Raw genomic sequence first — 25,965 nt, forward strand, 5'->3', positions numbered from 1 at the left:
AGATGAAATGGTGTTACGTTTAGATTTCACAGCGGTTACAGCAGATTTTTAAAACAAAAAGCCCTTTGAAACAGCGTTTCAAAGGGCTTTTTTACCGTTATTAGTTTTCGATTTTTGTTAATTGTTCTGTATGTGTTTTTACACGTGCTGGATCAATTGTAATACGGGCAACGCCTGAATCCATTGCCGCTTTTGCTACAGATTCTGCTACAGCTGGCGCTACGCGAGGATCAAATGGTCCAGGGATAACGTAATCTGCGTTTAGCTCTTCTTCTGTAATAAGGGCTGCAATTGCTTCAACAGCAGCTTTTTTCATTTCTTCATTGATATGAGTAGCGCGAACGTCTAACGCACCGCGGAAAATTCCAGGGAATGCAAGAACGTTATTTACTTGGTTAGGGAAGTCTGAACGACCTGTTCCAATAACAGCCGCTCCTGCTTCTTTTGCCGCGCCTGGCTTGATTTCTGGATTAGGATTTGCCATCGCAAAGATAATTGCATCTTCATTCATTGATTTAACCATCTCTTGAGATAATGCATCTGCTGCAGATACGCCGATAAATACATCTGCGCCTTTAATTACATCGCTTAGCGTACCGCTTTCTTTGTTTACATTTGTATAAGAAGCCACTTCCGCTTTTACTTTGTTCATACCTTGAGGGCGTCCTTCATAAATAGCACCTCTTGTATCACACATAATCATGTCACGTACGCCGTAAGAATAAAGAAGTTTTGTAATGGCAATGCCGGCAGCTCCTGCTCCGTTTAAGACGATTTTTAAGTCTTCCATTGATTTGTTTACAATTTTTAATGCATTTACAAGTCCTGCTACCGTTACGATTGCTGTACCATGCTGATCATCATGGAATACAGGAATATCTACTTCTTTTTTCAAGCGCTCTTCAATTTCAAAGCACTGTGGAGCTGCGATATCTTCTAAGTTAATGCCTCCGAATGTGTGAGCCATTAATTTTACAGTTTCAACAATTTTATCTGTATCTGTTGTATCAAGTGCAATTGGGAATGCGTCTACGCCTGCAAAGCTTTTAAATAAAATTGCCTTTCCTTCCATAACAGGAAGTGAAGCTGCAGGTCCGATGTTTCCAAGGCCAAGAACAGCCGTACCATTTGTCACAACGCCGACCATGTTTCCTTTCATTGTGTAATCATACACCGTTTCTGGATGTTCATGAATTTCTTTACAAGGTTCGGCTACTCCTGGAGAGTAAGCTAAGCTTAAATCTTGAGCGTTTTGAACTTCAACTTTTGATTTAACTTCTAACTTACCTTGTTTTTCTTGATGCATATGTAGTGCTTGATCACGTAGTGACATAATTGTATTCTCTCCTTTTTTTCTATACATTTAAATTTTTTGATGAATTTATTTAACACTTGCTTTTTATCTCCATAATTGTAAGACAACCTGACCGAATAAATTCACTGACAAGTGCCATTATGAAACAAGGAATATAAAAAGTAAACTATCTTGCTTAAACCACTTCTGCGCTTTGTTATTATAAAGTCTAGACGCAGCGGCAACTCATGTTTGTCTCACTTTAAGTTGTCTGATATACAGACAACTTAGAAAGCATACAACCGCTCACTATAGCGCTTTCAAATACGTTTCAGCAAAATCGACGGCTTTAGGCATTGAAAAGAAGTATGCACGTGCTGAACCGATTTTTTCAGCTTTTATTCCTTTTGCTTCAATAAACGCTTCACCTATCTTTTCAAACAGCTCTTCTCTAAACTCTAATTCTTTATACGTCTTCCATACTCGCTTTCCTCCATCCATAACTGGAGATCCTTTTTGAATCACGTTTCGATATGGAATACGATATTCTGCTAGATGAAAAGAAGTATTGTTCCCAAACCCGACACCTAATAATAAAACAAAGGCATGTTTTTTGTAAAGCCTTTCAAGAGGAGAATTTTCGCCTAAACTGAATTCAAGGGGATGATCTCTTAAGATGTCTTCGCTGCCCTTTCCCCAAGCGGCGAATGAATACATTGGATGGCTGCTTCTTCTTACGCCAGGGTATGTTCGAAAAGTTTCCACGATTTGTCCCATACCGCTTGTTGGTGTATGAGCTGGATCATATGCGGGCATCGTTTCCCGAATAGTTTCCCACCACTCTTTTGGCACAGCCGGATTGCCCCATTCTGATGGATCCGAAAGATCGACCGACTGTGACGGCATCACGATCGTTCCTTCCTCTGTCACTGTCTCCATTAAAGCTTGAACAACGGCTACTGAACCTCCGTTTACCCACCCTAATGAAGATAGCGAAGAATGAACCATGATAGTCATCCCTTTTGTTATGCCTAACCTGCGTAAATCTTCTTTTAATGTATCTTTCGTTCTAGGATGATCTGTTGCTTGGACAATGTGCTTCATCGTAAGCTCCTTACTTATGGTGCTGCTAGAATGTGTTGCCAGACTCTAGCAATATATGTAAAACTTATGTTTCCATAATAGTAAGAATAACACCAATTGTCAAATTATTTAAAGTAATAGAAAAACTTAGTTTTATTCATATCAGTTATCATACAACTGACTTGTTGGTAAGGTTTATTTCTTTCAATTATCTTACTATAATAACCGCTACTGAAGCTTTTCAATAAATTAAAAAGAAGAATATTCCTATAAATAAAAGAAATACTAATGAAGCTATACTATTTACCTATCACTATTTTCAGGAGGAATGTGTACAATGAGCACATCAAAACTTCCGCCGCTCACGTCCTCAGAGCTTGCTAACTTATGGATGACTTATCAGGAAAAAACGATGATTTTGAGGTTTTTAGAATATTGTCTTGAAGGTAAAGAAGATCATAAAGAGCTTTTTGAGCTGTATTATAGCTACTCATTAAATATTACCGAGCAAATCAAAGAAATTTTAGAGCACGAAGGTGCAGTTATTCCTTTAGGCTTTACTAAACATGATGTAAATCTAGGAGTGCCGAAACTGTTCGACCCTATGTTTGAAGTCATGTACGTACGCTTAATGGCTCAAATTGAGACTGGACTGTTCGCTTTGCATTCAACGATGTCCTACCGGGAAGATATCAGAAGTTTTTTCGTAAACGCAACAGCAGAAGCGCAGCAAATATACAATCAGTCTACTCAGATATTATTAGAAACCGGCGTCATTGCAAAGCCTCCTTACGTTTCAATGCCAAAAGAAGTTCGGTTTGTCCACGAACAAAATTATATCGGAGGGTTAAGCTGGCTTAGTGAAAAAAGATCACTTAATACAATTGAAGTGTCTCTTATCCAACATGCGGTTGATACAAATCTTGTAGGAATGCAGCTGATGATTGGCTTTGCTCAAGCAGCTAGCAACAAAGAGGCACAGCAGCATTTTGTCAACGGAATGAAGCTTTCAAAAAAAATTGAAACAGAACTAGGAGATATTTTACGTCATAGCTATATAGAGCCTCCTGCTACGCATGCAGGAAAAGCGACAAGCTCAACGATCTCCCCTTTTTCAGATAAATTAATGATGTACAACACGAGTCTTCTGAGCACCTTTGGTCTAGGAAGCAATGCTTTAGGAGGCGCTTTTAGTTTACGAAGTGATTTGCCACTGAAGATGCTGCAGCTGGCTAAAGATATTTATTTCTTTGCGAAAGAAGGCGGTAAAGTCATGATTCAAAACGGATGGCTTGAAGAGCCTCCTCAAATTGAAGATCGCAATCAGTTAACTAAAAAATAGGTTCTTTCCTATAGGAAAGCTAGCTGCTCTACGTGCAGCTAGCTCTATTTGTTTTTTTAGTATACTGTTTTTAGGGCTAGTACGTAACAACTGTTTGCGTTATTTAGAAGTTTTCCCGTCTTTTTCTCAGTCGTTTAGCTCGTACTTCCACTTAATTTATAACAAAAAAATAAAATAAAAGGTATTTTCTCTGAGCTGACGAAATCTTTCTATATAAAATAGAAAGGAGAAAAGTATGTTTCCTATTCTTCTTACACCTCGCACTACACTGCGTGAAATAACAGAAGTCGATGCAGATACTATCTTTGACTGCTTCTCTCAGAAAGAAGTTATTAGATATTACGGGCAAGAAAAATTCACAACAATTCAAGAGGCTCTGGTTCTGATTGATATTTTTGCTGAAAATTACAGAAAGCAAAAAGGCATGCGCTGGGGAATTGAACGGCTCGATACGGGGGAATTAATCGGGACAGTTGGATTTAATCAGTGGAACCAAAAGCATAAGCGCGCGGAAATTGGCTATGACCTACTCCCTCAGCACTGGGGTCACGGCTATGCTTCAGAAGCTGCTTCGGCTGTTATGGCTTATGGCTTTGATACCCTTCAGCTAGTGAGGATTGGAGCTGTTGTGTTTCTTGAAAACAAAGCATCACAGCATGTGCTTGAAAAGCTCGGGTTTCAAAAAGAAGGAGTGTTAAAAAACTATATGTATCAAAACGGAAAAGCTCATGATACGTTTGTTTATAGTTCCCTGCCTGCTACATAATAAAAAAGGATTCTTTTCTTAAGAAGAATCCTTTTTCCTTTTATTTAAATGCCGCATACCCATCATCAGCCATGATGACGCTGCCGTTTACAGCTCCCGCTTCTTCTAAGGAAAGCAAATAAACCATATCTGCAATTTGTTTTGGTGTAGTAAGCTTTCTGCTCATCGTTTTCGCTTTCATTCCTTCAATCATACCGTTGTCTTTATAGCCTTGAATAATGGGCGTATCAACAAATCCTGGCGCAATGGCGACGACGCGAATACCGTATTTAGCGAGATCTAGCGCAGCTGATTTCGTCATCATCACAACAGCTCCTTTCGTTGCGTGATAGGCATAGGTACCGGGTGAGGCTAAGAAGCTAAAAATAGATGCCGTATTGATAATGACGCCTTTAATACCTAACTCTCTCATTTTCCTGCCCGCTGCCATAATCCCGTATGTAACGCCGTGCTGATTCACATTAATAATGCGGTGATATTCTTCTAAGTCTTGATCCAAAATAGACGTAGGGCGTCCAATACCTGCATTGTTAAACATCACATCAATTCGCCCAAAGCGGTTCACGGTTTCTTCAATCAGTGCTTCCACTTCTTCAAACTTTGTGACGTCCGTTTGCACAAATAAAGCGCTCCCTCCAGCTTCTTCAATTTTTTGAAGGGTATCTTTTCCTTTCCCTTTATCATAATCAGCAATGACCACCGCGTCTCCTTTTTGCGCAAACTTTAAGGCAGTTTCTTTGCCAATTCCGCTTGCTCCCCCTGTAATAACCGCTACTCGTTTTTGCTGCATGTTTCTCCCTCCTTGGTGAAAATTCCTTTCTTTTACATTATAGCATTCTTTTTTTCTATCAGCTGTTTCTATTGATTACTTCATTGCCGTGAAATTAGTTAACTGGGACATAGTTGAACGCCTTTTTTAATAAAAATCAGCGTGTGTACAAGCAGTCTGTTATTTTTTGCATTTACTATAGTGTAAGGAGGTGATGGTTATGCATGAACACACAGATAATGTATCTATTCCCCGTCCTCCGGATGTGGTGACAATTCTGTGGGAGCGAAATCCTTTGGATAGACAAGCTCCTCGTACTGTCGTAGAAGCAACAGTAATCGGCAGCGCAAATCCTTGCGGACGTTTGTTAGCTCAAGGTCAGCGCTACCGCACTGCAGCTCATTGTTTGCTTGACAACGGCTTTGAACAAATTACTGCTGAAAGATTAGGAGTATTTGGAGTAGCTGTATTTGTTAGAGAATATTAAAATAGAAAAAAGGGACCTTTCTGTAAGTTTAGAAAGGTCCCTTGATACGTATTATGCGTGGAAATTCGTGCCGTCTGTTACAGCTTCGATTACACCAGCGCGAATGACAAAGTCACCAAAGTGCTCGCCTTCTTCTCTCTCTTTTGCATAGCGAGGAAGCAGGACGCGCAGTTCGTTTAAAATTTCTTCTTCACTGATATTTTCACGGTACATTTTACTTAAGCGGCTGCCATCAAATGCTGCTCCAAGATACATATTGTATTTACCCGGCGCTTTACCGATAAAAGCAATTTCACCTAAAGCAGGACGTGCACAGCCGTTAGGACAGCCCGTCATACGAATGGTAATTTCTTTATCGCGAAGGCCGTTTTCATCTACAATTGCTTCAATTTTCTCAAGAAGAACTGGGAGATAACGCTCAGCTTCTGCCATCGCAAGCCCGCATGTTGGAAGCGATACACAAGCTAATGAGCTGCGGCGAAGAGCCGAATAATGCTTGCCGTCAGTTAATCCATATTGTTCGATGAGATCACTAATTTGTTTTTTCTTTTCAGTTGATACGTTCGCGATAATTAAATTTTGATTGGCCGTTAAACGGAAATCACCGCTATGAACTTTTGCAATTTCACGAAGACCCGTCATAAGCTTATAGTCTTCAAAGTCAGCAATACGTCCGCCTTGAACAAAAAGAGTAAAGTGCCATTTTCCTTTTACACCTTTTTCCCAGCCGTAGCGGTCGCCGTTATGATCAAAGTGATAAGATTTTGCTTCGTCTAAGCTCCAGCCCAGACGATTTTCAAGCTCTTCTTTTACCGTTTCTAATCCAAGACGATCAACCGTGTATTTAAAACGCGCGTTTTTACGTACAGAGCGGTTTCCGTAATCACGTTGAATCGTAATGATTTTTTCAGCTACTTCTAGAATTTGATCAGGTCGACAGAACCCAATCACTTTTGCAAGCTGAGGGTAAGTTGCTTTATCTCCATGCGTCATACCCATACCGCCGCCGATTGCTACGTTAAAACCAACAAGTTTCTCGTCTTCTAAAATGGCAATAAAGCCAAGGTCTTGTGAATACACGTCAATATCGTTAGACGGTGGAACAGCTACGCCAATTTTGAACTTTCTTGGCAAATAGAGCGGACCATACATTGGTTCCACTTCTTCTTCCACTTCCGGTGTGCTGATCACTTTCTCTTCATCTAGCCAAAGTTCGTGGTACGCTCTTGTACGAGGCAATAAATAATCACTTAATTTTTTTGACCATTCGAATACTTCAGCGTGTACTTCTGACTGATAGGGATTCGGATTGCACATTACGTTACGGTTTACATCTCCGCAAGCTGCAATTGTATCTAATAACGAAGCATGAATTTCTTGAATCGTTTTCTTCATGTTCCACTTTAAAATTCCGTGCATTTGGAATGCCTGACGAGTCGTCAGCTTTAACGTTCCATTTCCGTATTTTTGTGCTAAATCATCCATCACTAGCCACTGTTCTGGTGTTGAAACACCGCCTGGCGTACGGACGCGAAGCATGAATTGGTAAGCTGGCTCTAGCTTTTGTTTTTGGCGTTCGTTACGAAGATCTCGGTCATCTTGCAAGTAGCTTCCGTGGAACTTCATCAAACGATTATCGTCTTCAGAAATACCTGAGCTGATGCGGTCGAGCATTGTTTCTCCTAATGTACCGCGCAAATAATTACTTTCATCTTTTATGCGCTCAACGTCACTTGGAGGACCTTCGGGCGCTTTTAAAATTTTGTTTACCATGTTGAAAATCTCCTTTCAATCCTCAGTATACATCACGCTGATAACGTTTTTGTTTCTTCATTTCAGCAAGGTAACCTTCCGCCTGTTCACGGCTCATCTTGCCTTCTGTTTCGATAATTTCAACTAGCGTGTTGTGCACGTCGCGTGCCATATTTGTTTTATCTCCGCACACATAAAAAGATGCGCCTTCTTCTAACCATTGGAATAATTCTTTACTATGTTCGAGCATACGGTTTTGTACGTATACTTTTTCTTCTGTATCGCGTGAAAACGCCACGTCCATTTTTGTCAGTACGCCATCTTTTAACCACTTTTGCCATTCTGTTTGGTAAAGGAAGTCTGTTACGAAGTGCTGATCTCCAAAGAACATCCATGACTTGCCTTTTGCCCCTGTTTCTTCACGCTCTTGCATAAATGAGCGGAACGGAGCCACACCTGTACCAGGTCCTACCATAATAATTGGCGTTTCTTGATCTTGAGGAAGCTTAAAGTTTTTATTGCTTTGAAGGTATACAGGAATCGTATCGCCTGGTTGCAAACGTTCTGAACAAAGGACTGAACAAACACCTTTGCGCTCGCGTCCATGCGCTTCGTAGCGTACCGCTCCGATTGTTAGATGAACTTCATCAGGGTTTGCTGATAAGCTGCTTGCAATCGAGTAAAGACGCGCTGGCATTTTACGTAGAATGGCTACAAACTCTTGTGCCGATACGTTCCATGGACCGAAGTCACGAACTAAGTCAATTACATCACGGCCTTGTGTGTATGCTTTTAATTCCTCGCGATTTTCTACAAGCGCTTTTAACTTATCGTTTCCCGTAAGCTCAGCTGCTTGCTTTAAAAGAGGCTTTGTTAAAACGGTAATTTCAAAATTAGAGATTAGCGCTTCTCTAAGAGGACGCGTTTCTCCTTCTTTATTAACCGTTACACTTTCACTTGCATCCCACTTGAATTCGTTAAGAAGAAGATCAACAAGCTCCGGGTCATTTTCAGGATAAATACCTAAACTGTCTCCTGGTTCATACGTCAAACCAGAACCTTCTAGAGATAGTTCTAAGTGTCGCGTTTCTTTATTTGATCCGCGGCCGTTTAAGTTTAAGTTCTCAAGCACTTCTGCTTTAAAAGGATTTGTTCTTGAATATGGTGAAGTTCCTGCAGGAGCTTCCGCTGGAACAGCTGCCGAAGCGCTGTGTCCTTTCGCTTCGCTTAATCCGTCAATAACACCTTTAAGCCATTTATTTGCGGGCTCTTCAAAATCTAAATCACAGTCAACGCGCGGATACAGTCTTTCACCGCCAAGTTCTGCTAAGCGCACATCAAATTCTTTTCCTGTTTGACAGAAAAATTCGTATGAGCTGTCTCCAAGCGATAAAACAGAGAAACGGAAGTTCTCAAGTTTTGGCGCTCGACGGCCGTGAAGAAATTCATGGAAAGATAGCGCATTATCAGGCGGCTCTCCTTCTCCATGTGTACTTACGACAATTAATAAATTTTCAAGTTTCTTTAAATTATTTGGTTTGAAATCATTCATAGAAGATACAGTTACATTAAAGCCTTTTGCTTCAAGCGTTTTGCCTGTATTTTCAGCAAGTCCTTGAGCATTTCCTGTTTGTGATCCGTAAAGAATCGTTACGTCTTTTGAAACTGTCTGCTTCGTTTGAGCAGGCGCTGCTGTAGAAACGTCTGGCGTTCCTTCGGCAGACGTAGATTGAGATGCTGTTAAATAACCGCTCAACCACATTTTTTGTGCTTCTGTTAATGTCGGCAGAAGGCGATTAAGCAAATCTGCTTGTTCTTGATTAAAAGGGCTGTTTACTACCTTAAGTTGCAACACTGTCCACCTCACAAAAATATATAATTTAAATATGTATGCTTTTACGAATCATCTTCAACAACATTTAATACCTGTGTCTAATTAATCAATGATGTTTCCCTTCATACATTATTATTCCTATAGATTATATCAAATTTAATTATATAAATCATTAGAAAATTCTTATCAAATTCGTCTACCTGCATTTTATCGGAGAAGAATAAATTAGTAAAATACATATAATTGATAACTAGTATTAAGATCATTAATAATTAAAGCGGTCGTTACGTTTTTTATAAACGCAGTTACTTCTATATTTGTTTATTCTACATCCTTCACATGAATATGAATATTTTGTAATTTTTAGAGAAGTTTTGTAGAAACGGTTTTCTTTCTCATCAGAATGTTACATAATAAATGTAACATTAATCCTTTTAAAAAACACTATACGAAAAAGACAGTATATTCTGAAATTTAGGACAGTTTATAGGTGAGCTAGCAACCTTTTATTCCATCTATTCATACACGTTGAAGAATATAAAGGGAAGCTTGCAGTACATACAATTCCCTTTTGCTCATCTCAAATGAAAGGACTGGCTTTTAAATCAGGTAATCTTTTTTAAGGAGGCTTCTTGAATGTTTTTACGAGAATTAACGAAAAGTGGGACGATAACTGTTTCTTACTATAAAGATGGGACGTTGCAAACGTGCAAAGGCCGCGTGCACAACTTAAATCTCCATCAGCAAATTCTATCCGTAAAAGACGAAAATGAAGCCGTTGTTTCCCTTTTGCTTTCTGATATTAAATCCATTCATTAGTATGTAAAATTAAGGAGGAATTACCATGTGGAAAGATGATAAGCAAGCGCTTACAGATTTTGTGTCGGAAGATCGATTTGAACTGAACTTATATTTAACGTATTTGCTTGATCAAATTTCGTATGACACGTCTAAACAATCTCCTTTTCTTCGTAAGCCTAATGAAACAACTAGTTAATATAGAAAAAAGCGCACAAATTTGTGCGCTTTTTTTAATGTGATGGCTCTACTTCAGCAATGCCTTCTTCTGGTTTTTCTTCGGCTTTTTTATTTGAAAGCTTGATCTGCCTTAAGAACAATGTGCATACCGCTCCTAAAATAATAAAAGCTAAGCCCATGAAAAAGACGCTGTGCAATGCGCTCATTAGCGAGGTCTTCAAAATTGGCACAATGCTGTCTGAAAGCGCAGCTGGAATACTCTTTAGCGCCTCAGGGCTAAACAGCATCTGCAGCACACTTTCAGGATTCGTATCAATCGCTTTTTTAAACCCGTCTGCAAAAGCACTTGCTTGAGCAGGCAATGTGTTTAAATATGGAACGAGTTTGTCACTAAGAAGCGTACCTGATTTTGCATTCATTACCGCTCCTAAGATCGTAATACCGAACGTTCCTCCAATTGAACGGAAAAATTGACTTGATGATGTAACCACACCGAGCTCTTCTTTTGAAAAGCTCTCTTGAAGAGCAAGTGTTAAAATTGGCATTACAAGACCCATTCCTAAACCGATTATGGCCATATAAGAAGTGGCAACAAGTTTGCTAGTATGAAGGTCTAATGTTGTTAACAAGAAGAACCCTCCTGCCATAATGAGCATACCCGTAACAATTTGAGGCTTGATTCCAACTTTATAAACAAGCTGCCCTCCAATAATACTTGTTACAATCATTGAAATCATCATCGGTGTCATAATGGTACCGGATTCCGAGGCGCTGACTCCAACGATTCCTTGCATAAAGAACGGAACAAACGTAATGGCCCCGAACATGCCGATGCTCATAAAAAAGCCAATGATATTTAAAAGCGTAAACGTTCGGTTCTTAAATAAATACATCGGAAGAATCGGCTCTTTCGCTTTCTTTTCCACAATAATAAAGCTTATCATCCCCACAACAGCAAGTGTAAATAGACTAATAATTTGCCAAGAGTTCCAGTCGTAGTCTTTTCCTCCAAAGCTCAGGGCAAGAAGCAAGCTCACTACTCCAATAACCATTGTGAACATACCGGCTACATCGAATTTCACAGGTCCCGTATGTTTCTTTCCTTGAAGTCCCAGGGCAATAAAAACGGTAGCGAGTATCCCTACCGGCAAGTTGATGTAAAATACCCATTTCCAGTTCAGTGAATCAACAATCCACCCGCCAATTTGTGGACCGATGACAGAAGCAAGACCGTAAATTCCTCCGAATACTCCTTGAAATTTTGCTCGTGCTTTTCCTGTAAATAAATCACCGATTACAATCATTGCCATCGGCATCATAACCCCGCCGCCAATTCCTTGTAATGCACGGAATAAAATAAGCTCTGTCATGTTATTTGCCATTCCACATAGAGCAGAAGCAACCATAAAAATAATAAGTCCTGTAACATAAATTACTCTGCGTCCTACTAAATCAGCGAGCTTTCCTGCAATCGGAACAACTGTTGTCGACGTTAATAAATAGGCTGTTGTCAGCCATGTCATCATGCTCAATCCACCAAGATCTCCTACGATTCTTGGCATAGCTGTTCCGACAATGGTTCCATCAAGTGCAGAAAAGAACATCGCAATAATTAACCCAATTAATAAGAGCGTGCGCTTTGAATTTTTTTGATTTTCCATCGTGTGTCTCTCCTCTTTTTTGTTACTGCTGCTTATCTTTATAAGAAGCAGCTGACGTTGCAAGCTTTTTCGTAATAGAAGCCATCATAGAAAGCTCTTCTTCTGTTAAATGCAAAAGATAGCGGTCCATAATGGCTTTTCGACCATTCAGCACATCTTCAAGCTTGTGATACCCAAATTCCGTTAAGGTAATATCAACGACTCGTCTGTCCTCTTTATTATGTTCTCTTACAACAAAATTGTGCTGTTCGAGACGATCCACTAAAAGAGTCACGGCGCTCGGTTTGACATCCATGAGTTCTGCAATTTGAGAAACCTTACTGCTCCCTACTTTCTTTAAATAAGAAAGAACAAATAATTGCGTAGGAGTCATCTCATGCTCATTTAGGCTCTCCATCATTTCGGGCTGCATTTTTTCAAATAGCACTTGAAGCGATGAACGAATCTCTCCAAGATACTGATTGCTTTTTGTCACATCTATTCCTCCAGGCTTGCTTATTTATTTCATGTCATAAATAGTTAATGCTAATTAAATATAAATGCATATAAACTAAAAGTCAATTATTTCTTTTTTAGTATTGACCCTTACGCTGCGTTATATTTTATAGTAGATTTCAGAAGGGAGATGAAAGAATGAACAGAAAAATAAAAGAAGTTGCTGACTTAGTAGGAATCAGCGTCCGCACGCTGCATCACTATGACGAAATCGGGCTATTAAAACCTGATGCCGTTAGTGAATCCGGCTATCGGCTTTATTCAGCGGCTAATCTCGATATGCTTCAACAAATATTATTTTTTAAAGAACTTGGCTTCCCTTTAAAACAAATTCACGAGATTATAACAGACCCGACGTTTAATCGCACAGAAGCATTGATACTGCAAAAAAACATGCTGATTGAAAAACGCAGTCGGCTCGATCAAATGATTGTAACCATTAATAAAACGATTCAATATGAAGAAGGAGCGATTGAAATGAACGAAAAAGAGCGGTTTAAAGGACTGGATTTTTCGCATAACCCATACGAAGAAGAAGCACGGAAGCGCTGGGGAAACCAGCGGGTAGATGAAGCGAATGAAAAAGTACAAAGCTTCTCACAAGAAGAACAGCAGCACATGTCAAACGAATGGGAAAGTATCTACACTCACCTAGCTTCGCTTCGTGATCTGTCACCATCCTCTACAGAAGCTCAAAAAGCTATTGGGAAATGGTATAAATTTTTAAATGAGAACTTTGGAACGTATTCATTAGAAGCCTTTAAAGGTCTCGGAGAAATGTATGTGCAAGATGAGCGATTTACAACTACCATTGACCGCTACGGAAAAGGATTAGCCAAATTTATGAACGAGGCGATGAGTGTATTTGCAGACGCTAAAAACAATAAACAAAAAGACAATGAGATATAACTAAATCAATTCAATCTAAAGACGAACAACTGGCATATATAATCTGACCTGCTTGTTCCGCCGCTGTTGATTTCCGTCCAAGGCTTCGCGTTCCGCGGGCGCCGCTGAGCCTTCAAAACCGCTAGAAGCACCTGCCTATATGAAACTTATGTTCATCACCACAATGAAAAAATCCGAACGATTCATCGTTCGGATTTTCATTCACTTAATATACTTTTGTCCCAGCCTCTTTTTATAAGTGAAGACCCATAAGCATTGTATTATAGTACACGCCATTTATATAGGTGTCTTTTTCTTTTAATCCTTCTGGTTGAAACCCTAGCTTCCTGTATAAAGAAATAGCTCTTTGGTTATCTTCTCGCGTCACAAGTTCGATTTTTTTTGTTTGTTTATGCGTACGTGCCCATTCAATCAGCTCAATCATTAGCTGTCTGCCTAACCCTAGCCCGCTATAAGATTTCTCTACTACAATACCGAGGGTTCCCACATGCTTATTACGCGGGTTTTGAGACGAGGTGATGGATGCGATACTAATGATTTTCTCTTCTTTTTCAGCCACAACTATAAGAGCATTTTGCTCTTGTTTTACAGAAGCTAAAAACAGTTCGTACTCTGAAAGGGGTGTAAGAAACTCACCTTCTCCAAATGAAAGAAAATCACTTTCTCCTCCTACCCGGTTGTAAAAAGCAATCATTTTCTCTGCGTCTTTTGGTGCTGCTTCTCGAATGCTGACGCCTATACCGTTCTTTAATGTACGTAAACTCATATACCTATCTTCCTTTTGGTTATTCTTGTTTGCTTAGCCGAGTTTTATCGCTGTTTTTCTCTCCACTGATCTAACCACATGCGATTTCCTAAAGCTGTAAAATCATTTTCATCGGCGTAGCGTTCAATGACGGAAAGCGCATTGTCCTCAAGCATTGGTGAATAGCTCATGATTTCTAAAATATGATGTGCAGCCCATAAATCAATTCGATAAGTAGGATTCGTCAGCAGTGTTGCAAATTCAAACAGCATGCCTGGATAGTATAAATGAATGAGCTGCGCAATTTTTTTCATATCTTCTGCAGCTCGATTGCCTTTTTTTACAGATTTTTTATCTCGATAATCGATTTCATAATGAATTTTGGCGCTTTTTTGATAAAGATCAACTAGCGTTTCATACGTACGGTGTTTCCGCATTTCTCATCTTCCTTTGCTTCTAGATTTCCTCGTTTGAAGATGCTATAGTTCATTTTTAGGTTTCATATATTCAAATAAATGCAGCAAAAATATGATACTTCCGCCAATACACATCACAAAACTTAACGTAGCAGGATACTGAATAAAGAAACCGACAACACCAAAAATCAGCATAGCAAGCGCTCCTATCATCATAAACAGATGATAAGCCGGTGTATTTTCTTCATTATTCATACATAACTCCTTTTCACTATTTTTTAAGTTATTAAAAAGATATGACACTTCTTTTGGACTATGATCTTTTATTTTGCTGACGCTTTATTTCTTTAGTTTAGCACGAAGTAACGTGAGAAGGCCTCCTCCAAACATGACGCCACCCACAATTTGATACAGGTGTATGTAGCTTTTTATCGTTTCAAGATACAGATCCGTGTCTGCGTTCCCTTGACTTTCTAGCCATTTTTGACCCATGGCCTGCCCTGTTGCAACACTTTTTAACAAAACGACCAGGCCTCCAAGCATGACAACAGCGGCGATAATAAGCTGCACCTTTTCTTTGTCATCTAGCATTTTTTTGAGCTCATCTGCCATATATCTCTCTCCCATCCTTCCCTTGTTATGTATCTACTTGTTTGTAATCATGATGTTTTTTCTATTATAACGCTCAACTTGGTCATTATAACACGGTTTTGCCCTGCCTTTAGTCTTACTTTTCATAAATGAAACCTTTTTGGATCATACTATCTTTGAAACACAGGCGTCTTTAACATCCCTTCATCATTTTTAAAGGGTTACTAATTGAGGTTGATACATGCTTATATTTTTAGGGATTTTTTTACTTTGTGCAGCTGTTTGTTTAGTAGAAATACCTTATTTAAAAAAAGTGAACAGTAAAAAAGAAAAGCGAATGTTTTGGAGTTTGTTCACAGTAAGTATTTTGATTGTTAGTTTAAAATACGGCGGTGTTGAAATCCCCAACCCCGGGGACGGCATTGCTTTTTTATTAAAACCTTTTAGTGATTTTTTGTTCAGTCTGTTGAAGTAAAAGGAAGTGAACAACTTGCATCGTCAGATGAAATTATCCGCAGCACAGTTTCGAATACTCGTCATTTTTTATAGTTTAGGCGATACTATTTTAGTCGTGCCTGGAAGCTTAACCGCTGATTCTAAACAAGAGGCATGGATTCCAGCTATTTTAGGCGTAGGTGTAGGCGTTTTACTGGTATGGATGTATATCAAACTCTCTAGCCTTTATCCGAATAAAACCCTGATAGAACTAAACGAAGCCATTTTAGGAAAGTGGCTAGGAAAGTTTGTCTCTCTTTTATTTGTCGCTTCTACTCTTCTTTTTTGCAGTCAAGTTTTGTTTTACGTGGGCTCGTTTCTAACAACTCGCATTATTATTCAAACACCTATGCTTGCTGTTCATATTTTGTTTATGGGAATTGTGATTGTCGGCGTTCGGCTTGGCATTGAAACGATTGCCCGCTGTGCTGAAATTCTCTTTCCATGGTTTGTTATTCCGTTCTTAATCTTAGTTTTTTCGATCTTCCCTCAAATTCATTATGAGAATTTGCAGCCTTTGTTAGAGGTAGGCGTTAAGCCTATTATCAGATCTATTCTGGTATTTACAAGCATTACGTCTCTCACTTTTATTGTATTGCTAACCGTTTTCCCTGCTCACGTAGCGGAACCAGACCAGCGGAACCGGGCTTTTTTTACGGGAAGCTTAATCGGCGGAGGCATTATGATTATTATTTTATTGCTTGGCATTCTTGTACTTGGAAATACGTATACACGTATTGCTTTATATCCAAGCTATGAGCTTGCAAGACGGATTGAAGTTGCGGATTTTCTAAAAAACATTGAAGTAATTATGGCTATTATGTGGTTTTTATCTCTTTATTTTAAAACATCTCTCTACTATTATGCGACCGTTTCTGGACTCGCTCAAATTCTTGAATTAAAAAACTACCGAGTTTTAACTCTTCCGCTAGGCATTATTGCCGTTACATTTTCACTTATCGTGTATCCAAGCATTCCATATGAACAAACGTGGGACAGAGATACGTGGATTCCGTACAGTCTGCTATTTGGACTATTTTACCCTCTTGGATTATTAATAGTTGGGAAAATTCGCGTAAAGCATTCTGCGTCTTTATCCAAATAAAAAAGCCGCTTAAGCGGCTTTTAAAAGAACACGGTTATGCTCACTAATCCATTCCACAGCATATGTAAAATCATAGATGGGAAAATAGATTTTGTTCGATAATAAATAATGGCAAAGACAAGTCCCATGACGGTAGCTGTAATCGGAAAGCCAATATGTAAAAGGCCGAATACAAGAGCGGAAACGAAAACGCCCACAAGCACGTGATGGCGTTTGGTTAAGAAACCACATAAAACACCTCTGTAAAGCAGTTCTTCTTTAATAGGCGTGATAACTGCTACACTTATAAAAAATATCCAGCTCGAAAGCAGCGTTTGATTAAAACTGCCTTGATTTAAATCCTTTTGCTGCTGATCTGCGCTTTCTACGTTTAAAAATGAAAGCATCACGTACTGCACCGCGGCTACAATTAAAAAGCCTACTACAATATATACATACGTTTTTCTTTCTTTTAATACTGAGAAGTTCCACATAGGCTTTAAAAATCTGCGCACAGGCCTGTACAGCACGGCAACACCTAGAAAAAACGCCGCGTCTACCAGCAGAGCATATGGTCCTTCTAATAAAATCCCCGTCATATTTGACCCCGTAACTTCATCGTAAATAGCTACTCCAATTCCAGCTATAATCTGCAGACCAAAGCCCAACACGATAAATAGAAGCAGCGTGAAGTAAGTAAACTCTTTTTTCTTTTTAGGCTTTAAAACCGGTTCTGAATTTGTTGATAACGTACTCAAAATAGTAACCTCCAAAAATGATTCTTTCTCTCTAGTGCTCTCAAAATTCTACCATAATCTCCGCTTAATGATGTTATTTTTTAGGAAAAAAGTTATATTTTTTCACATTTTACACACAAAGATAGGATTTGAAAAGATAAATGAGCTAGCCAAATTAGTTGTCAACTTCCTTATATTTGATTACGCTTGAAGAAATCTTACCGAAAGTGAAGTGAAAAAATGGCAAACATTTTAATGATCAATTTTCCCGCTGAAGGTCACGTAAACCCAACGCTTGGAATGGTAAAAGCTTTTTCAGACCGAGGTGATACCGTTCATTACATTACGACCGAGCGTTTTAAAGAGCGTCTTGAAAACGCCGGAGCTATCGTACACACTCACCGGGACTTCTTAAGCGGTGTATCCATCAAGCCTGAAACTCCTCAAGGAATCAACGCTTTTTTAAATATCCACATCCAAACGTCTTTAGATACGCTTAAGCTTGTTCATACGTTATCAAAAAAAATTGACTTTGACTTTGTGTTTTACGACAAGTTTGGAGCAGGCGAATTAGTCCGTGATTATTTGCGGATTCCCGGGATTGTATCATCCGCTTCTTTTTTAATGCCAAAAGAACGCTTAGCAATGATGCCTCTGCATCCCGATTCAGACGTTCCATTTAAACCTGACGAAAAAGCTCAGTACGGGCTCAGCTTGCTAAAAAATCAGTTTGGGGTAGAACCTAAAAATCTGCTTCAATTTATGAACAATGAAGGCGAATTAACGGTCGTATATACAAGCCGCTTTTTTCAGCCGCTTCATGAACATTTTGATGACTCTTGTTTATTTATTGGGCCAAGCTTTCCAAAGCGTCACGGCTCTCACGATTTTCCGCTAGAAAAGCTAAAGAACGAAAAAGTTCTTTATATTTCAATGGGAACGGTGCTTCATGATGTAGAAGGCTTTTTCAACCTTTGCATCGACGCATTTAGCGACTTTGAAGGAAAAGTTGTGATTGCAGCAGGAGACCGAGCTGATTTTAAAAAAATAAAAAAAGCACCAGAGCATTTTCTTATTTCGCCCTATGTTCCCCAGCTTGACGTGTTAAAAGAAGCTGATGTTTTTATCACGCACGGAGGTATGAACAGCGTAAATGAAAGTATTCATTTTAACGTACCGTTAGTCGTTTTACCTCATGGGAAAGATCAGCCTCTCGTCGCTCAAAGGCTCGTGGAACTAAACGCCGGGTATCGCTTAGCAAAAGAAACGGTAAATGCTTCTCTTTTAAGGAGTGCAGTTGAAGAAGTTGTCCGCGACGATCGCTATAAAAAAGGAATTAAAGAAATCAACGCAAGTTTCCAGCAGGCATCTGGACCGGCTGCAGCAGCTAAAAAAATTGTCAATTACTTAATAAAACAGCATTCATAAAGAAAAGGTGCACAGATGTGCACCTTTTCTTTATAAAAACAGCCATGTACAAACTGTATATATGCCAATGATTAGCAAACTGACGACTGTAAGGAAAATCAATGCACATCCAGCTACAATAAGCTTATCAGCCCATTTGGATACGTAATGAGCAAAGCTTGCAGGCGGTCTCTCACTTTCCCCAAGTTTTCTTCTTTGATATCTCGTTGAATATTTTGCCTTGTTTTTTTGATACTACGTAGCTCATAAGCCTCTCCTTTTTAGGTGTTTATACTCATCTTAACAAGGGTACAATGAACTATAATTGATTTTCGAAGGGGCTCGGTTATGAACAATGATCTTTTACTCATTCAAGAGATAAAAATCCGAAAGAAAGAAGCACTTCATCAGCTTTACAATCGATATGAATCGCTTTTGTATCGTCTTGTCTATTCAGCAGTAAAAGATCCACATGCTTGCGAAAGCATCTTAACAGAGCTATTCAAAGAAATTTGGCATTCCCCTGATCTTTTGGTCAAAGAACGTACTCTTTCTCTTTCTTTGTGCAAGCAATGTGTAAAAAATATAAAAAAGCACAGCCAGAACTCAGAGAGGATTTCGTCGTAAATCATTTTTTGCTATACATACTATGAATACAAATCCATATGACTGAAATAATCGAAAATATGATTTAAATCTGTAATCTTTATGCTATGAGTGCTGTAAGCAACGATTATTTCAGCCAGCATAAGAACGAATAAAATGGCCAATAGCACCTTAACAAGCGGAAATTGTCGGAACTGAGGAGAAAAAAGCAGCTTACTGACTGTATACAAAAACAGCAGGATAAAGTAGATCATCATGGCATTTGTCGCCTGAAGGGGCACATTCCAGACAAATATGTACACGCTGAATGTCAAAATTAAAATAAACGACATTTCTTTCCCGCTAAAAAAATCACTCATTGCGTAACACCTTTTCTTGTTCATGAATGAATAAGAAATTATAAACTCACGAAACATTAACATTATTTTTACAACAGTATACACGATTTTCCTATTAATTTCTATATACCGGTGTATATATGGAGCGGCTTTTAGCGGATTGGCGTCATGTTTTTGAGTGCAATGGGTTATAGTAACAGGGAAAGCTCATAAAGGAGGTTTAGATAATATGGAAAACACAAATGAATTTGTTCAAAAGCTGAACGATAATCAAGAAAAGCAGCGCAAAAATAAGCAGGGTCAAGCTACTGGGCATCCTGAGAAAAAACTTCCTAACAAACAGCATTAATGTTGTAAAAGTTGGCTGTAAAGACAGCCGGCTTTTTTTTTGAAATTTTTTCGGAAGTCGAAATGTTTGAAGATAAAACAAATCCCCTGTTACAATAAACTGAACCCGCTGCAAAACGTTCGCAGCTATACTTTCCTCTTAAGGAGCTGAATATAAAATGAGTAAATTTGAAAAACTATTCCAACCAACAAACATTGAAGCATTTGATTTACACACTCGTACAGCAATGGCACCGATGACAAGATGCTTTGCTGATCCAGAGACAGGCGTAGTCGGTCAAGACGTTGTAGACTATTACCGCCGCCGCGCAAAGGATGGTATTGGCTTAATTATTAGTGAAGGAATTGTTATCAGCGAACGCGCAAAAGGAAATCCTGGCGTTCCGGGTATCTATACCCAAGAACAAATTGATTCATGGAAGCCTGTAACAGAAGCTGTTCATGAAGAAGGCGGCACGATTATTGCTCAAATTTGGCACGTTGGCCGCTTGAGTCATTCCGGGTTAATCAATGGGCATAAGCCTCAGGCCCCTTCCGCTATTGCAGCACAAGGCCAAGTGCCTCGTTTCCGCAAGCCCTATGAAGAGCCTGAAGAAATGTCGAAAGAAGATATTAAAGAAGTTGTGGGACAGTATGCCCAAGCCGCTAAAAATGCCATTGAAGCAGGATTTGACGGCGTTGAAATTCACGGTGCTCACGGCTATTTGATCGATCAGTTTAATTCAGACTGGTCTAATAAACGCACTGATGAATACGGAGGTGACCTTGCACAGCGATTAACGTTTATGAAAGAAGTGATTTCCGCTGTTATCGACGCCATTGGAAAAGAGCGCGTTGTGATTCGCTTCTCTCCTCATAAGCTTGATAAACCAGACTACCGCTGGGATGATACTGAAAAAGCTATTCAAACGTATACAGAAGCATTTAAAGAAACAGGAATTGAGATCATCCATCCGTCTATGCTGGATTTTTATGAAGATGTTCAAAACGGTCAAAATCTTTATGAAATTACGCGTAAGTACTGGGATGGACCGATTATCGGTGTAGGTGACTTAACGCCTGAATCAGCTGAAAAAGCGCTTCAAGCCGGCTGGATCGACGTAGCTGCTATTGGCCGCCCGCTGATTTCAAATCCTGATTATTTACAGCGCATTAAAAACGGCGAGTCTCTTGTCGAATACGATGCTAAAAAACATTTACCAGAGCTTATCTAAAAAAAGCGCTCCTTCCGGAGCGCTTTTTTATTGGTTTACGTATGCCTGAACCTCTTGTTTCCAAATAGCATAGCCTTGGCCTTTTAAATGAAGACCATCAACCGTGAAATTACTTTTTAACTGATTATGTGTAGATACTTTCGAATACAGATCAATGTAAGAATCGTTGTGTTTCTTAGCTAGACGCTCTAAATAGTTATTTAATGCGATAACATCTTTATTGTCCACTGCGTCGCCGCATTTTTTATTGTTCACGGGCAGTACACTTTGAATGTAGACTTTTGTATTCGGTGATTCTTTATGAATACGTTCAAGAATTTCAGTATAATTGGCTTTGGTTTTTTTTACAGATTTTTGCTCGTTTAAATCGTTAATGCCAATCATTAAGAAAATCTTTTTTGGCTTAGCATCTGTAATACTTTTTAGACGATGCAATACCCCTTCTGTTGTATCATCGGCTACGCCTCGATTGACAATCTGCTTATTATGAAAAAGTTCGCTCCATTCAGAGCGCTGGGTAATGCTATCACCGAGAAATACGATCGACTCTTTAGGAATACTTAATTGCTTAAACAAAGTGGTCCGTTCAATGTAATAAGGATTATCTCTATAGCTTTGCTTAGATGAATCCTTAGATGACAGCGGATTTTTCATTGCGCTGCTGCTTGTAGCATAAAAAGCAAAAACACCTAGGAAAAGGACATTTAAAATAATGGAACTGATAAATACAACTTTCTTTGTTGAACTCACGAAAACGACACTCCTGTACTTTGTATGTTTTTTAGATAACTCTACGATGATATAGTAAAGCTTCCTGTTAACACTCTTTCCCTCCATACAAGACATTTAATCATTTTTTGTAAATAATGATTTTACATAAAAAAGAAGCGGCGCTCGAAAGCGCCGCTTCTTTTTCTATAATATAAGGGGTTAAAACGTACTTTTATTATAACATATAGTCTATGGTCATATTTTCCTCTATTAGAAAATAGTTCTTATGTCGTTTCTTTTTCCAGCTGTTTTTCTCTTTTCACTTGCTTTGCGAAGAAGAGTTCGTATACCACTGGAATAATAATTAAGGTAAGAAGGGTAGATGACGCAAGCCCTCCGATTACCGTGATAGCTAAGCCTTTTGAAATCAGCGTTCCGCTTGATGTAGTAAGCGCCAGCGGAATTAATGCAGCAATGGTAGCAAATGCCGTCATTAAAATTGGACGCAAGCGCGTTTTCCCAGCTTCAATAAGGGATTCGCGGATCGTCATGCCTTTTTGTTCACGATTTTGGGTAATTCGATCTACAAGCACAATCGCGTTTGTTGTAACAATTCCAATCAGCATTAAGAATCCAATCATGACGCTGACAGACAGCGGTTCTTTTGCAAGGACTAGACCAACTAACGAACCGATTGGCACAAAAATGAGTGACGATAAAATGATAAATGGAATACGCGCTTTTCCAAACGTAACGAGCATCGTTAAATACACAAGGCCGATTGCTGTTAAAATAGCTAGACCTAGAGATTGGAAGACTTCCACTGTCTCGTCGCTTCCGCCTCCACCGTCCAAGCTCACATCTTTTGGCAAGTCTAACTTTTTCACTCCATCTACAACATCTTTGGTCACAGCTTGAACATCATCGCCTTTAATGTCTGCTTCCACTCGCGCAAATACTTTGCCGTCAAGCTTTTGAATAGAAGTGAACGTATCAATTGTACGAACGTCAGCAATATCTTTTACTAACACAGGTCCTCGTTCTGTAAATACTTGAAGATCTTTAATTTCTTTTACTGAACTAAGGGCTTTATCGTATGAAAGCTGAACCGCTCGTTTTGTATTATCTAATTTTAAGTCTCCAACAGATACTGGTTTGGTTTGGTCGGAGATTGTACCAAGCAGCTGAAATCCAGATACTCCATACTCTGCAGCTTTATCAGGATCTACTTCTACTACAAGCTGCTTTTGCTTATCTGAGAAGTTATTTGTTACATATTTAAGACGTTTGTCTTTGTTTAAGTGGTTTTCCACTTGCTTAGCTGCCTTTTGCAAGTCATCTAAATTAGAAGAATATAAATCAACCGTTACGTTATTATTTGTAGGAGGCCCTCCTGTTGATGCTTCTTGTACATTAACTGTTGCTTTCGGTGATTCTTCTTTCGTGATGCTTTCCATTTTCTTTTGAACTTTATCAATAAACGTATCAACATTCACGCCTTCTTTTACGTTCAAGAAATAGCCAACTTGGTTCGGGCGTTTTACACCTGTTGAAAAGTCGCGTGATCCAACTTCCGTAGTCACATCGGAAATTTCATTTTGATCCGCAAACATCTTTTCAATTTTTAAAGATACATCGTTTGTTTTTTCAAGTGATGTAGATGCTGGTAATTGAACGTTGGCCTGAAGCATCTTTTGTTCTTCATTTGGAATAAACGTAAAGCCAAGTGAAGGAACAAGCGCAAATGAGCCAAACAGTAAAATAAAGGATAAAATTAAAATTTTGATTTTATGATTAAGCGACCATGCAATCGCTTTTGCATATCCGCGCTGCAGCCTTCCTTCTTTTTCTTCAGGCGGTACTTTTTTAAACGCAAACTTTGCTAAAATCGGCACGATTGTAATCGCTACAAGAAGAGATGCTAACAGTGAAAAAACAACTGTTAAGGCGAACGGCAAGAAGAACTCTCCTGTAATTCCTCCTACAAAGCCGATTGGCAAGAATACGACAACCGTTGTAATGGTAGACGAGGTAATGGCTTTTAAAATCTCTTTTGTGGACGATTCGACAAGCTCGTTGCTCATGCCTTCTTCTGAACGGCGAACGCGTCTAAAAATATTTTCAATCACAACAATACTGTCATCCACTACGCGCCCAACGGCTACAGCCATTCCGCCTAGTGTCATAATGTTAAGTGAAATATCAAGCTGGTTTAAGAAAATAGCTGATACTAACAGCGATAATGGAATCGATATAATCGCAATGATCGTAGCGCGGAAGTTACGCAAGAAAATCAGCACGGCAAGTGATGCAAATAATGCTCCGAGCAATCCTTCGCGTACTAATGTTTCAACAGACTTTTCAATGCCGTCAGCTGAATCAAAGCCGATTGCGTAGTCTAACTGATCGTCATATTTTTTCAAAATTTTCATCGTTTCGCTCGCCACTTCAACCGTATTAGCATCTTGTTTTTTTGTGATGGCCATCGACAGTGCATCTTTGCCGTCATAACGCGTATATTCGCCTTGGTCTGTTACGGCTTCGACTTTGGCAATATCGCCAAGCTTCACAGGCTTTGCTTCAGGATTCATCGTAGATTTCAGCTGGATTTTCTTTAATGCATCGATCGTCGCAACTTTTTCTTCTACTCGCACTGGAATTTGAAGCTCTTTTCCGTTTAATGTTCCTGCTGGGAATGAAACAGCTTTTTGATTAATTTGTTCTTTCATCCCATCAAGCGTTAAGCCAGCTTGAGCTGCTTTTTCTTTATCGACCGTAATTTGTAAAAGGTCCTCTTTCACGCCGCCAACTGAGACGGAGTTAATACCTTGAATTTTATTCAATTCAGGAATCACTTCATCGTTTAACACTTTTTCAAGATTTGCATCATCTTTCGCAAACAGTGAAATGTTGAAAATCGGGAATGAACCAAATGAAAAACGGTTTACGTCTACATTTGATGACTCTGGTAAATCTAATTCTTTTATCGACGAGTTAATTTGCTGTTCAACTTTATCTAAATCCGTATTAAACGGGAATTCTAAATTAATAATGCCAACGTTTTCATACGATACGCTTTGTACGCTTTTAATTCCTTCAATTCCTTTCACTTGGTCTTCGATTTTCGACGTGACGTTTTCATTTACGTCATCAGGAGAAGCCCCGGGATACGTTGCTTCAATGGACAGCTGCGGAAATTCGATATTCGGCAGTAAATCAATTTTTAGTTTTGAAAATGAATATAGCCCCGCTAAAATAAGTAAAAATGAAACGATAAACACAGCTACCGCATTTTTCAAACTAAATCTCGTCAAAAAATTCATCTTTTTCCTCCGTTACGTAACTAAGTTATTTGAGAAGCCTTCATCCTTTAATAGCTGCAGACCCGTCTTAATTTTTCAACAATTTTAGAGTACCCACGGGTCAGTTTTTCACAAAAAAAAACTCACCTCCTTTCATGTGCTGATGAACTGTCTATACAAACTGAAATTTGATGGTCACACGCTCCCCCTGGAAGCGAGATAAAGGAAAAGCCATCTTGACCATATAAATCCCAACCTTCAAAAAACGAGCTGTCGTGAAACATATCTAGCGCATACCCATTAGAAAATGTAATTCGAAGTATACCGATATCTTCATACCACTGTATAGAAATAATGTGCTGGCCAAGCAGCAGCGCTTCGACTTGCTGACGCTGCTCGGCAGAATGTAGCGATTTCCAGTCCGCTTGACCAAGCAAGATGCTGCGTTTGTTTTTTAGTCTCCATGGACATTCTGCCACAAGTCCACCTTTACTAAATCCAAGAGAAAACGGCAGGGTATTGTCTGTGTTAACCTTGGTAACGATTTGTTCTTGAAAATATGAAAAATTAATCACTGTGCTGCTGGTATCCATCATATCCC

Annotated in this window: 27 protein-coding genes and 1 pseudogene; 12 read left to right on the plus strand and 16 right to left on the minus strand. The window is 39.1% G+C overall.

Going from position 1 to position 25,965, the window contains the following annotated elements; genetic code table 11:
• Positions 1–100: 100 nt before the first annotated feature.
• Entirely contained in the window at positions 101–1,333 is a 1,233-nt protein-coding gene (gene ystJ / locus ACFX4W_RS20225) for an NADP-dependent malic enzyme (protein ID WP_043981460.1), read from the minus strand.
• A 270-nt stretch (positions 1,334–1,603) separates the two neighbouring features.
• The gene (locus tag ACFX4W_RS20230) at positions 1,604–2,398 is read right to left on the minus strand and encodes an AAC(3) family N-acetyltransferase (RefSeq protein ID WP_162214542.1); all 795 of its coding nucleotides are present in this window, start codon (positions 2,396–2,398) and stop codon (positions 1,604–1,606) included.
• 316 nt (positions 2,399–2,714) lie between these two features.
• Here ACFX4W_RS20230 and ACFX4W_RS20235 point away from each other — a divergent pair, with 316 nt between their 5' ends.
• Together ACFX4W_RS20235 and ACFX4W_RS20240 are read left to right on the plus strand one after the other, a co-directional pair.
• Complete coding sequence (locus ACFX4W_RS20235; RefSeq protein ID WP_043981458.1) at positions 2,715–3,719, plus strand: DUF3231 family protein; 1,005 nt, start codon at positions 2,715–2,717, stop codon at positions 3,717–3,719.
• 235 nt (positions 3,720–3,954) lie between these two features.
• Positions 3,955–4,485, plus strand: coding sequence for a GNAT family N-acetyltransferase (locus tag ACFX4W_RS20240; RefSeq protein WP_043981457.1), 531 nt, complete (start codon positions 3,955–3,957; stop codon positions 4,483–4,485).
• Between the two features lie 40 nt (positions 4,486–4,525).
• Here ACFX4W_RS20240 and ACFX4W_RS20245 read toward each other — a convergent pair whose 3' ends face one another.
• Positions 4,526–5,275 carry an SDR family NAD(P)-dependent oxidoreductase gene (locus ACFX4W_RS20245; protein ID WP_043981456.1) on the minus strand — a complete coding sequence of 250 codons (750 nt, stop codon included), beginning with the start codon at positions 5,273–5,275 and terminating at the stop codon, positions 4,526–4,528.
• A gap of 199 nt (positions 5,276–5,474) precedes the next feature.
• Between ACFX4W_RS20245 and ACFX4W_RS20250 the strand changes: the two genes are divergently transcribed.
• Positions 5,475–5,741, plus strand: coding sequence for a hypothetical protein (locus tag ACFX4W_RS20250; protein WP_043981455.1), 267 nt, complete (start codon positions 5,475–5,477; stop codon positions 5,739–5,741).
• Positions 5,742–5,792: 51 nt separating this feature from the next.
• Here the strand turns inward: ACFX4W_RS20250 and cysI are convergent, their stop codons facing one another.
• Both cysI and ACFX4W_RS20260 read right to left on the minus strand, forming a co-directional pair.
• Positions 5,793–7,514 (minus strand): assimilatory sulfite reductase (NADPH) hemoprotein subunit, encoded by a 1,722-nt coding sequence (cysI, locus tag ACFX4W_RS20255; RefSeq protein ID WP_016764771.1) that lies wholly within the window; start codon positions 7,512–7,514, stop codon positions 5,793–5,795.
• A 22-nt stretch (positions 7,515–7,536) separates the two neighbouring features.
• Positions 7,537–9,345, minus strand: a complete 1,809-nt coding sequence (locus tag ACFX4W_RS20260) for an assimilatory sulfite reductase (NADPH) flavoprotein subunit (protein WP_043981454.1) — start codon at positions 9,343–9,345, stop codon at positions 7,537–7,539.
• Positions 9,346–9,963: 618 nt separating this feature from the next.
• Here ACFX4W_RS20260 and ACFX4W_RS20265 point away from each other — a divergent pair.
• Together ACFX4W_RS20265 and ACFX4W_RS20270 are read left to right on the plus strand one after the other, a co-directional pair.
• Positions 9,964–10,146, plus strand: a complete 183-nt coding sequence (locus ACFX4W_RS20265; RefSeq protein WP_013083869.1) for a YolD-like family protein — start codon at positions 9,964–9,966, stop codon at positions 10,144–10,146.
• Positions 10,147–10,171: 25 nt separating this feature from the next.
• Complete coding sequence (locus tag ACFX4W_RS20270) at positions 10,172–10,324, plus strand: hypothetical protein (protein ID WP_165574954.1); 153 nt, start codon at positions 10,172–10,174, stop codon at positions 10,322–10,324.
• A 34-nt stretch (positions 10,325–10,358) separates the two neighbouring features.
• Here ACFX4W_RS20270 and ACFX4W_RS20275 read toward each other — a convergent pair whose 3' ends face one another.
• Both ACFX4W_RS20275 and ACFX4W_RS20280 read right to left on the minus strand, forming a co-directional pair.
• The gene (locus tag ACFX4W_RS20275) at positions 10,359–11,966 is read right to left on the minus strand and encodes an MDR family MFS transporter (RefSeq protein WP_043981453.1); all 1,608 of its coding nucleotides are present in this window, start codon (positions 11,964–11,966) and stop codon (positions 10,359–10,361) included.
• A gap of 22 nt (positions 11,967–11,988) precedes the next feature.
• A complete protein-coding gene (locus ACFX4W_RS20280; RefSeq protein ID WP_043981452.1) occupies positions 11,989–12,441 on the minus strand; it encodes a MarR family winged helix-turn-helix transcriptional regulator in 453 nt (150 codons plus the stop codon).
• A gap of 158 nt (positions 12,442–12,599) precedes the next feature.
• Here ACFX4W_RS20280 and ACFX4W_RS20285 point away from each other — a divergent pair, with 158 nt between their 5' ends.
• Positions 12,600–13,370, plus strand: coding sequence for a MerR family transcriptional regulator (locus ACFX4W_RS20285; RefSeq protein ID WP_043981451.1), 771 nt, complete (start codon positions 12,600–12,602; stop codon positions 13,368–13,370).
• A gap of 232 nt (positions 13,371–13,602) precedes the next feature.
• Here the strand turns inward: ACFX4W_RS20285 and ACFX4W_RS20290 are convergent, their stop codons facing one another.
• The 4 genes from ACFX4W_RS20290 to ACFX4W_RS20305 form a co-directional block, all read right to left on the minus strand.
• On the minus strand, positions 13,603–14,136 hold the full coding sequence (locus tag ACFX4W_RS20290) for a GNAT family N-acetyltransferase (protein WP_043981450.1): 534 nt from the start codon (positions 14,134–14,136) through the stop codon (positions 13,603–13,605).
• A 44-nt stretch (positions 14,137–14,180) separates the two neighbouring features.
• The gene (locus ACFX4W_RS20295; RefSeq protein ID WP_013057801.1) at positions 14,181–14,552 is read right to left on the minus strand and encodes a hypothetical protein; all 372 of its coding nucleotides are present in this window, start codon (positions 14,550–14,552) and stop codon (positions 14,181–14,183) included.
• Between the two features lie 42 nt (positions 14,553–14,594).
• Positions 14,595–14,786 (minus strand): hypothetical protein, encoded by a 192-nt coding sequence (locus ACFX4W_RS20300; RefSeq protein WP_014459359.1) that lies wholly within the window; start codon positions 14,784–14,786, stop codon positions 14,595–14,597.
• 84 nt (positions 14,787–14,870) lie between these two features.
• A complete protein-coding gene (locus ACFX4W_RS20305) occupies positions 14,871–15,143 on the minus strand; it encodes a hypothetical protein (RefSeq protein WP_025751130.1) in 273 nt (90 codons plus the stop codon).
• A gap of 220 nt (positions 15,144–15,363) precedes the next feature.
• Between ACFX4W_RS20305 and ACFX4W_RS20310 the strand changes: the two genes are divergently transcribed.
• Together ACFX4W_RS20310 and ACFX4W_RS20315 are read left to right on the plus strand one after the other, a co-directional pair.
• On the plus strand, positions 15,364–15,597 hold the full coding sequence (locus ACFX4W_RS20310) for a hypothetical protein (RefSeq protein ID WP_043981449.1): 234 nt from the start codon (positions 15,364–15,366) through the stop codon (positions 15,595–15,597).
• Between the two features lie 15 nt (positions 15,598–15,612).
• Positions 15,613–16,722: a GerAB/ArcD/ProY family transporter gene (locus ACFX4W_RS20315; protein WP_025751128.1), complete on the plus strand. Its 1,110-nt coding sequence runs from the start codon at positions 15,613–15,615 to the stop codon at positions 16,720–16,722.
• 20 nt (positions 16,723–16,742) lie between these two features.
• On the opposite strand, the gene ACFX4W_RS20320 is transcribed toward ACFX4W_RS20315, so the two are convergent.
• Complete coding sequence (locus ACFX4W_RS20320; protein WP_043981448.1) at positions 16,743–17,459, minus strand: CPBP family intramembrane glutamic endopeptidase; 717 nt, start codon at positions 17,457–17,459, stop codon at positions 16,743–16,745.
• A 219-nt stretch (positions 17,460–17,678) separates the two neighbouring features.
• Here ACFX4W_RS20320 and ACFX4W_RS20325 point away from each other — a divergent pair, with 219 nt between their 5' ends.
• Together ACFX4W_RS20325 and ACFX4W_RS20330 are read left to right on the plus strand one after the other, a co-directional pair.
• Positions 17,679–18,866 (plus strand): macrolide family glycosyltransferase, encoded by a 1,188-nt coding sequence (locus tag ACFX4W_RS20325; RefSeq protein ID WP_043981447.1) that lies wholly within the window; start codon positions 17,679–17,681, stop codon positions 18,864–18,866.
• A 327-nt stretch (positions 18,867–19,193) separates the two neighbouring features.
• Positions 19,194–19,472, plus strand: coding sequence for an RNA polymerase sigma factor (locus tag ACFX4W_RS20330; protein WP_028409216.1), 279 nt, complete (start codon positions 19,194–19,196; stop codon positions 19,470–19,472).
• Positions 19,473–19,492: 20 nt separating this feature from the next.
• On the opposite strand, the gene ACFX4W_RS20335 is transcribed toward ACFX4W_RS20330, so the two are convergent.
• The gene (locus tag ACFX4W_RS20335; RefSeq protein ID WP_013057808.1) at positions 19,493–19,810 is read right to left on the minus strand and encodes a hypothetical protein; all 318 of its coding nucleotides are present in this window, start codon (positions 19,808–19,810) and stop codon (positions 19,493–19,495) included.
• A 208-nt stretch (positions 19,811–20,018) separates the two neighbouring features.
• Here ACFX4W_RS20335 and ACFX4W_RS20340 point away from each other — a divergent pair, with 208 nt between their 5' ends.
• Together ACFX4W_RS20340 and ACFX4W_RS20345 are read left to right on the plus strand one after the other, a co-directional pair.
• Positions 20,019–20,138 carry a DUF4023 domain-containing protein gene (locus ACFX4W_RS20340; RefSeq protein WP_013057809.1) on the plus strand — a complete coding sequence of 40 codons (120 nt, stop codon included), beginning with the start codon at positions 20,019–20,021 and terminating at the stop codon, positions 20,136–20,138.
• Positions 20,139–20,310: 172 nt separating this feature from the next.
• A pseudogene (locus tag ACFX4W_RS20345) lies at positions 20,311–21,351 on the plus strand (alkene reductase); the annotation flags it as partial.
• 27 nt (positions 21,352–21,378) lie between these two features.
• On the opposite strand, the gene ACFX4W_RS20350 reads toward ACFX4W_RS20345, so the two are convergent.
• The 3 genes from ACFX4W_RS20350 to ACFX4W_RS20360 form a co-directional block, all read right to left on the minus strand.
• Positions 21,379–22,101 (minus strand): GDSL-type esterase/lipase family protein, encoded by a 723-nt coding sequence (locus tag ACFX4W_RS20350; protein ID WP_162214550.1) that lies wholly within the window; start codon positions 22,099–22,101, stop codon positions 21,379–21,381.
• Positions 22,102–22,346: 245 nt separating this feature from the next.
• Entirely contained in the window at positions 22,347–25,385 is a 3,039-nt protein-coding gene (locus ACFX4W_RS20355; RefSeq protein WP_377559983.1) for an efflux RND transporter permease subunit, read from the minus strand.
• Between the two features lie 122 nt (positions 25,386–25,507).
• Positions 25,508–25,957 carry a DUF6188 family protein gene (locus ACFX4W_RS20360; RefSeq protein ID WP_043981443.1) on the minus strand — a complete coding sequence of 150 codons (450 nt, stop codon included), beginning with the start codon at positions 25,955–25,957 and terminating at the stop codon, positions 25,508–25,510.
• Positions 25,958–25,965: the final 8 nt, after the last annotated feature.

The sequence above is a fragment of the Priestia sp. YIM B13489 genome, from assembly GCF_042787645.1.
In the GTDB taxonomy this organism is placed as follows: Bacteria; Bacillota; Bacilli; order Bacillales; family Bacillaceae_H; genus Priestia; species Priestia megaterium.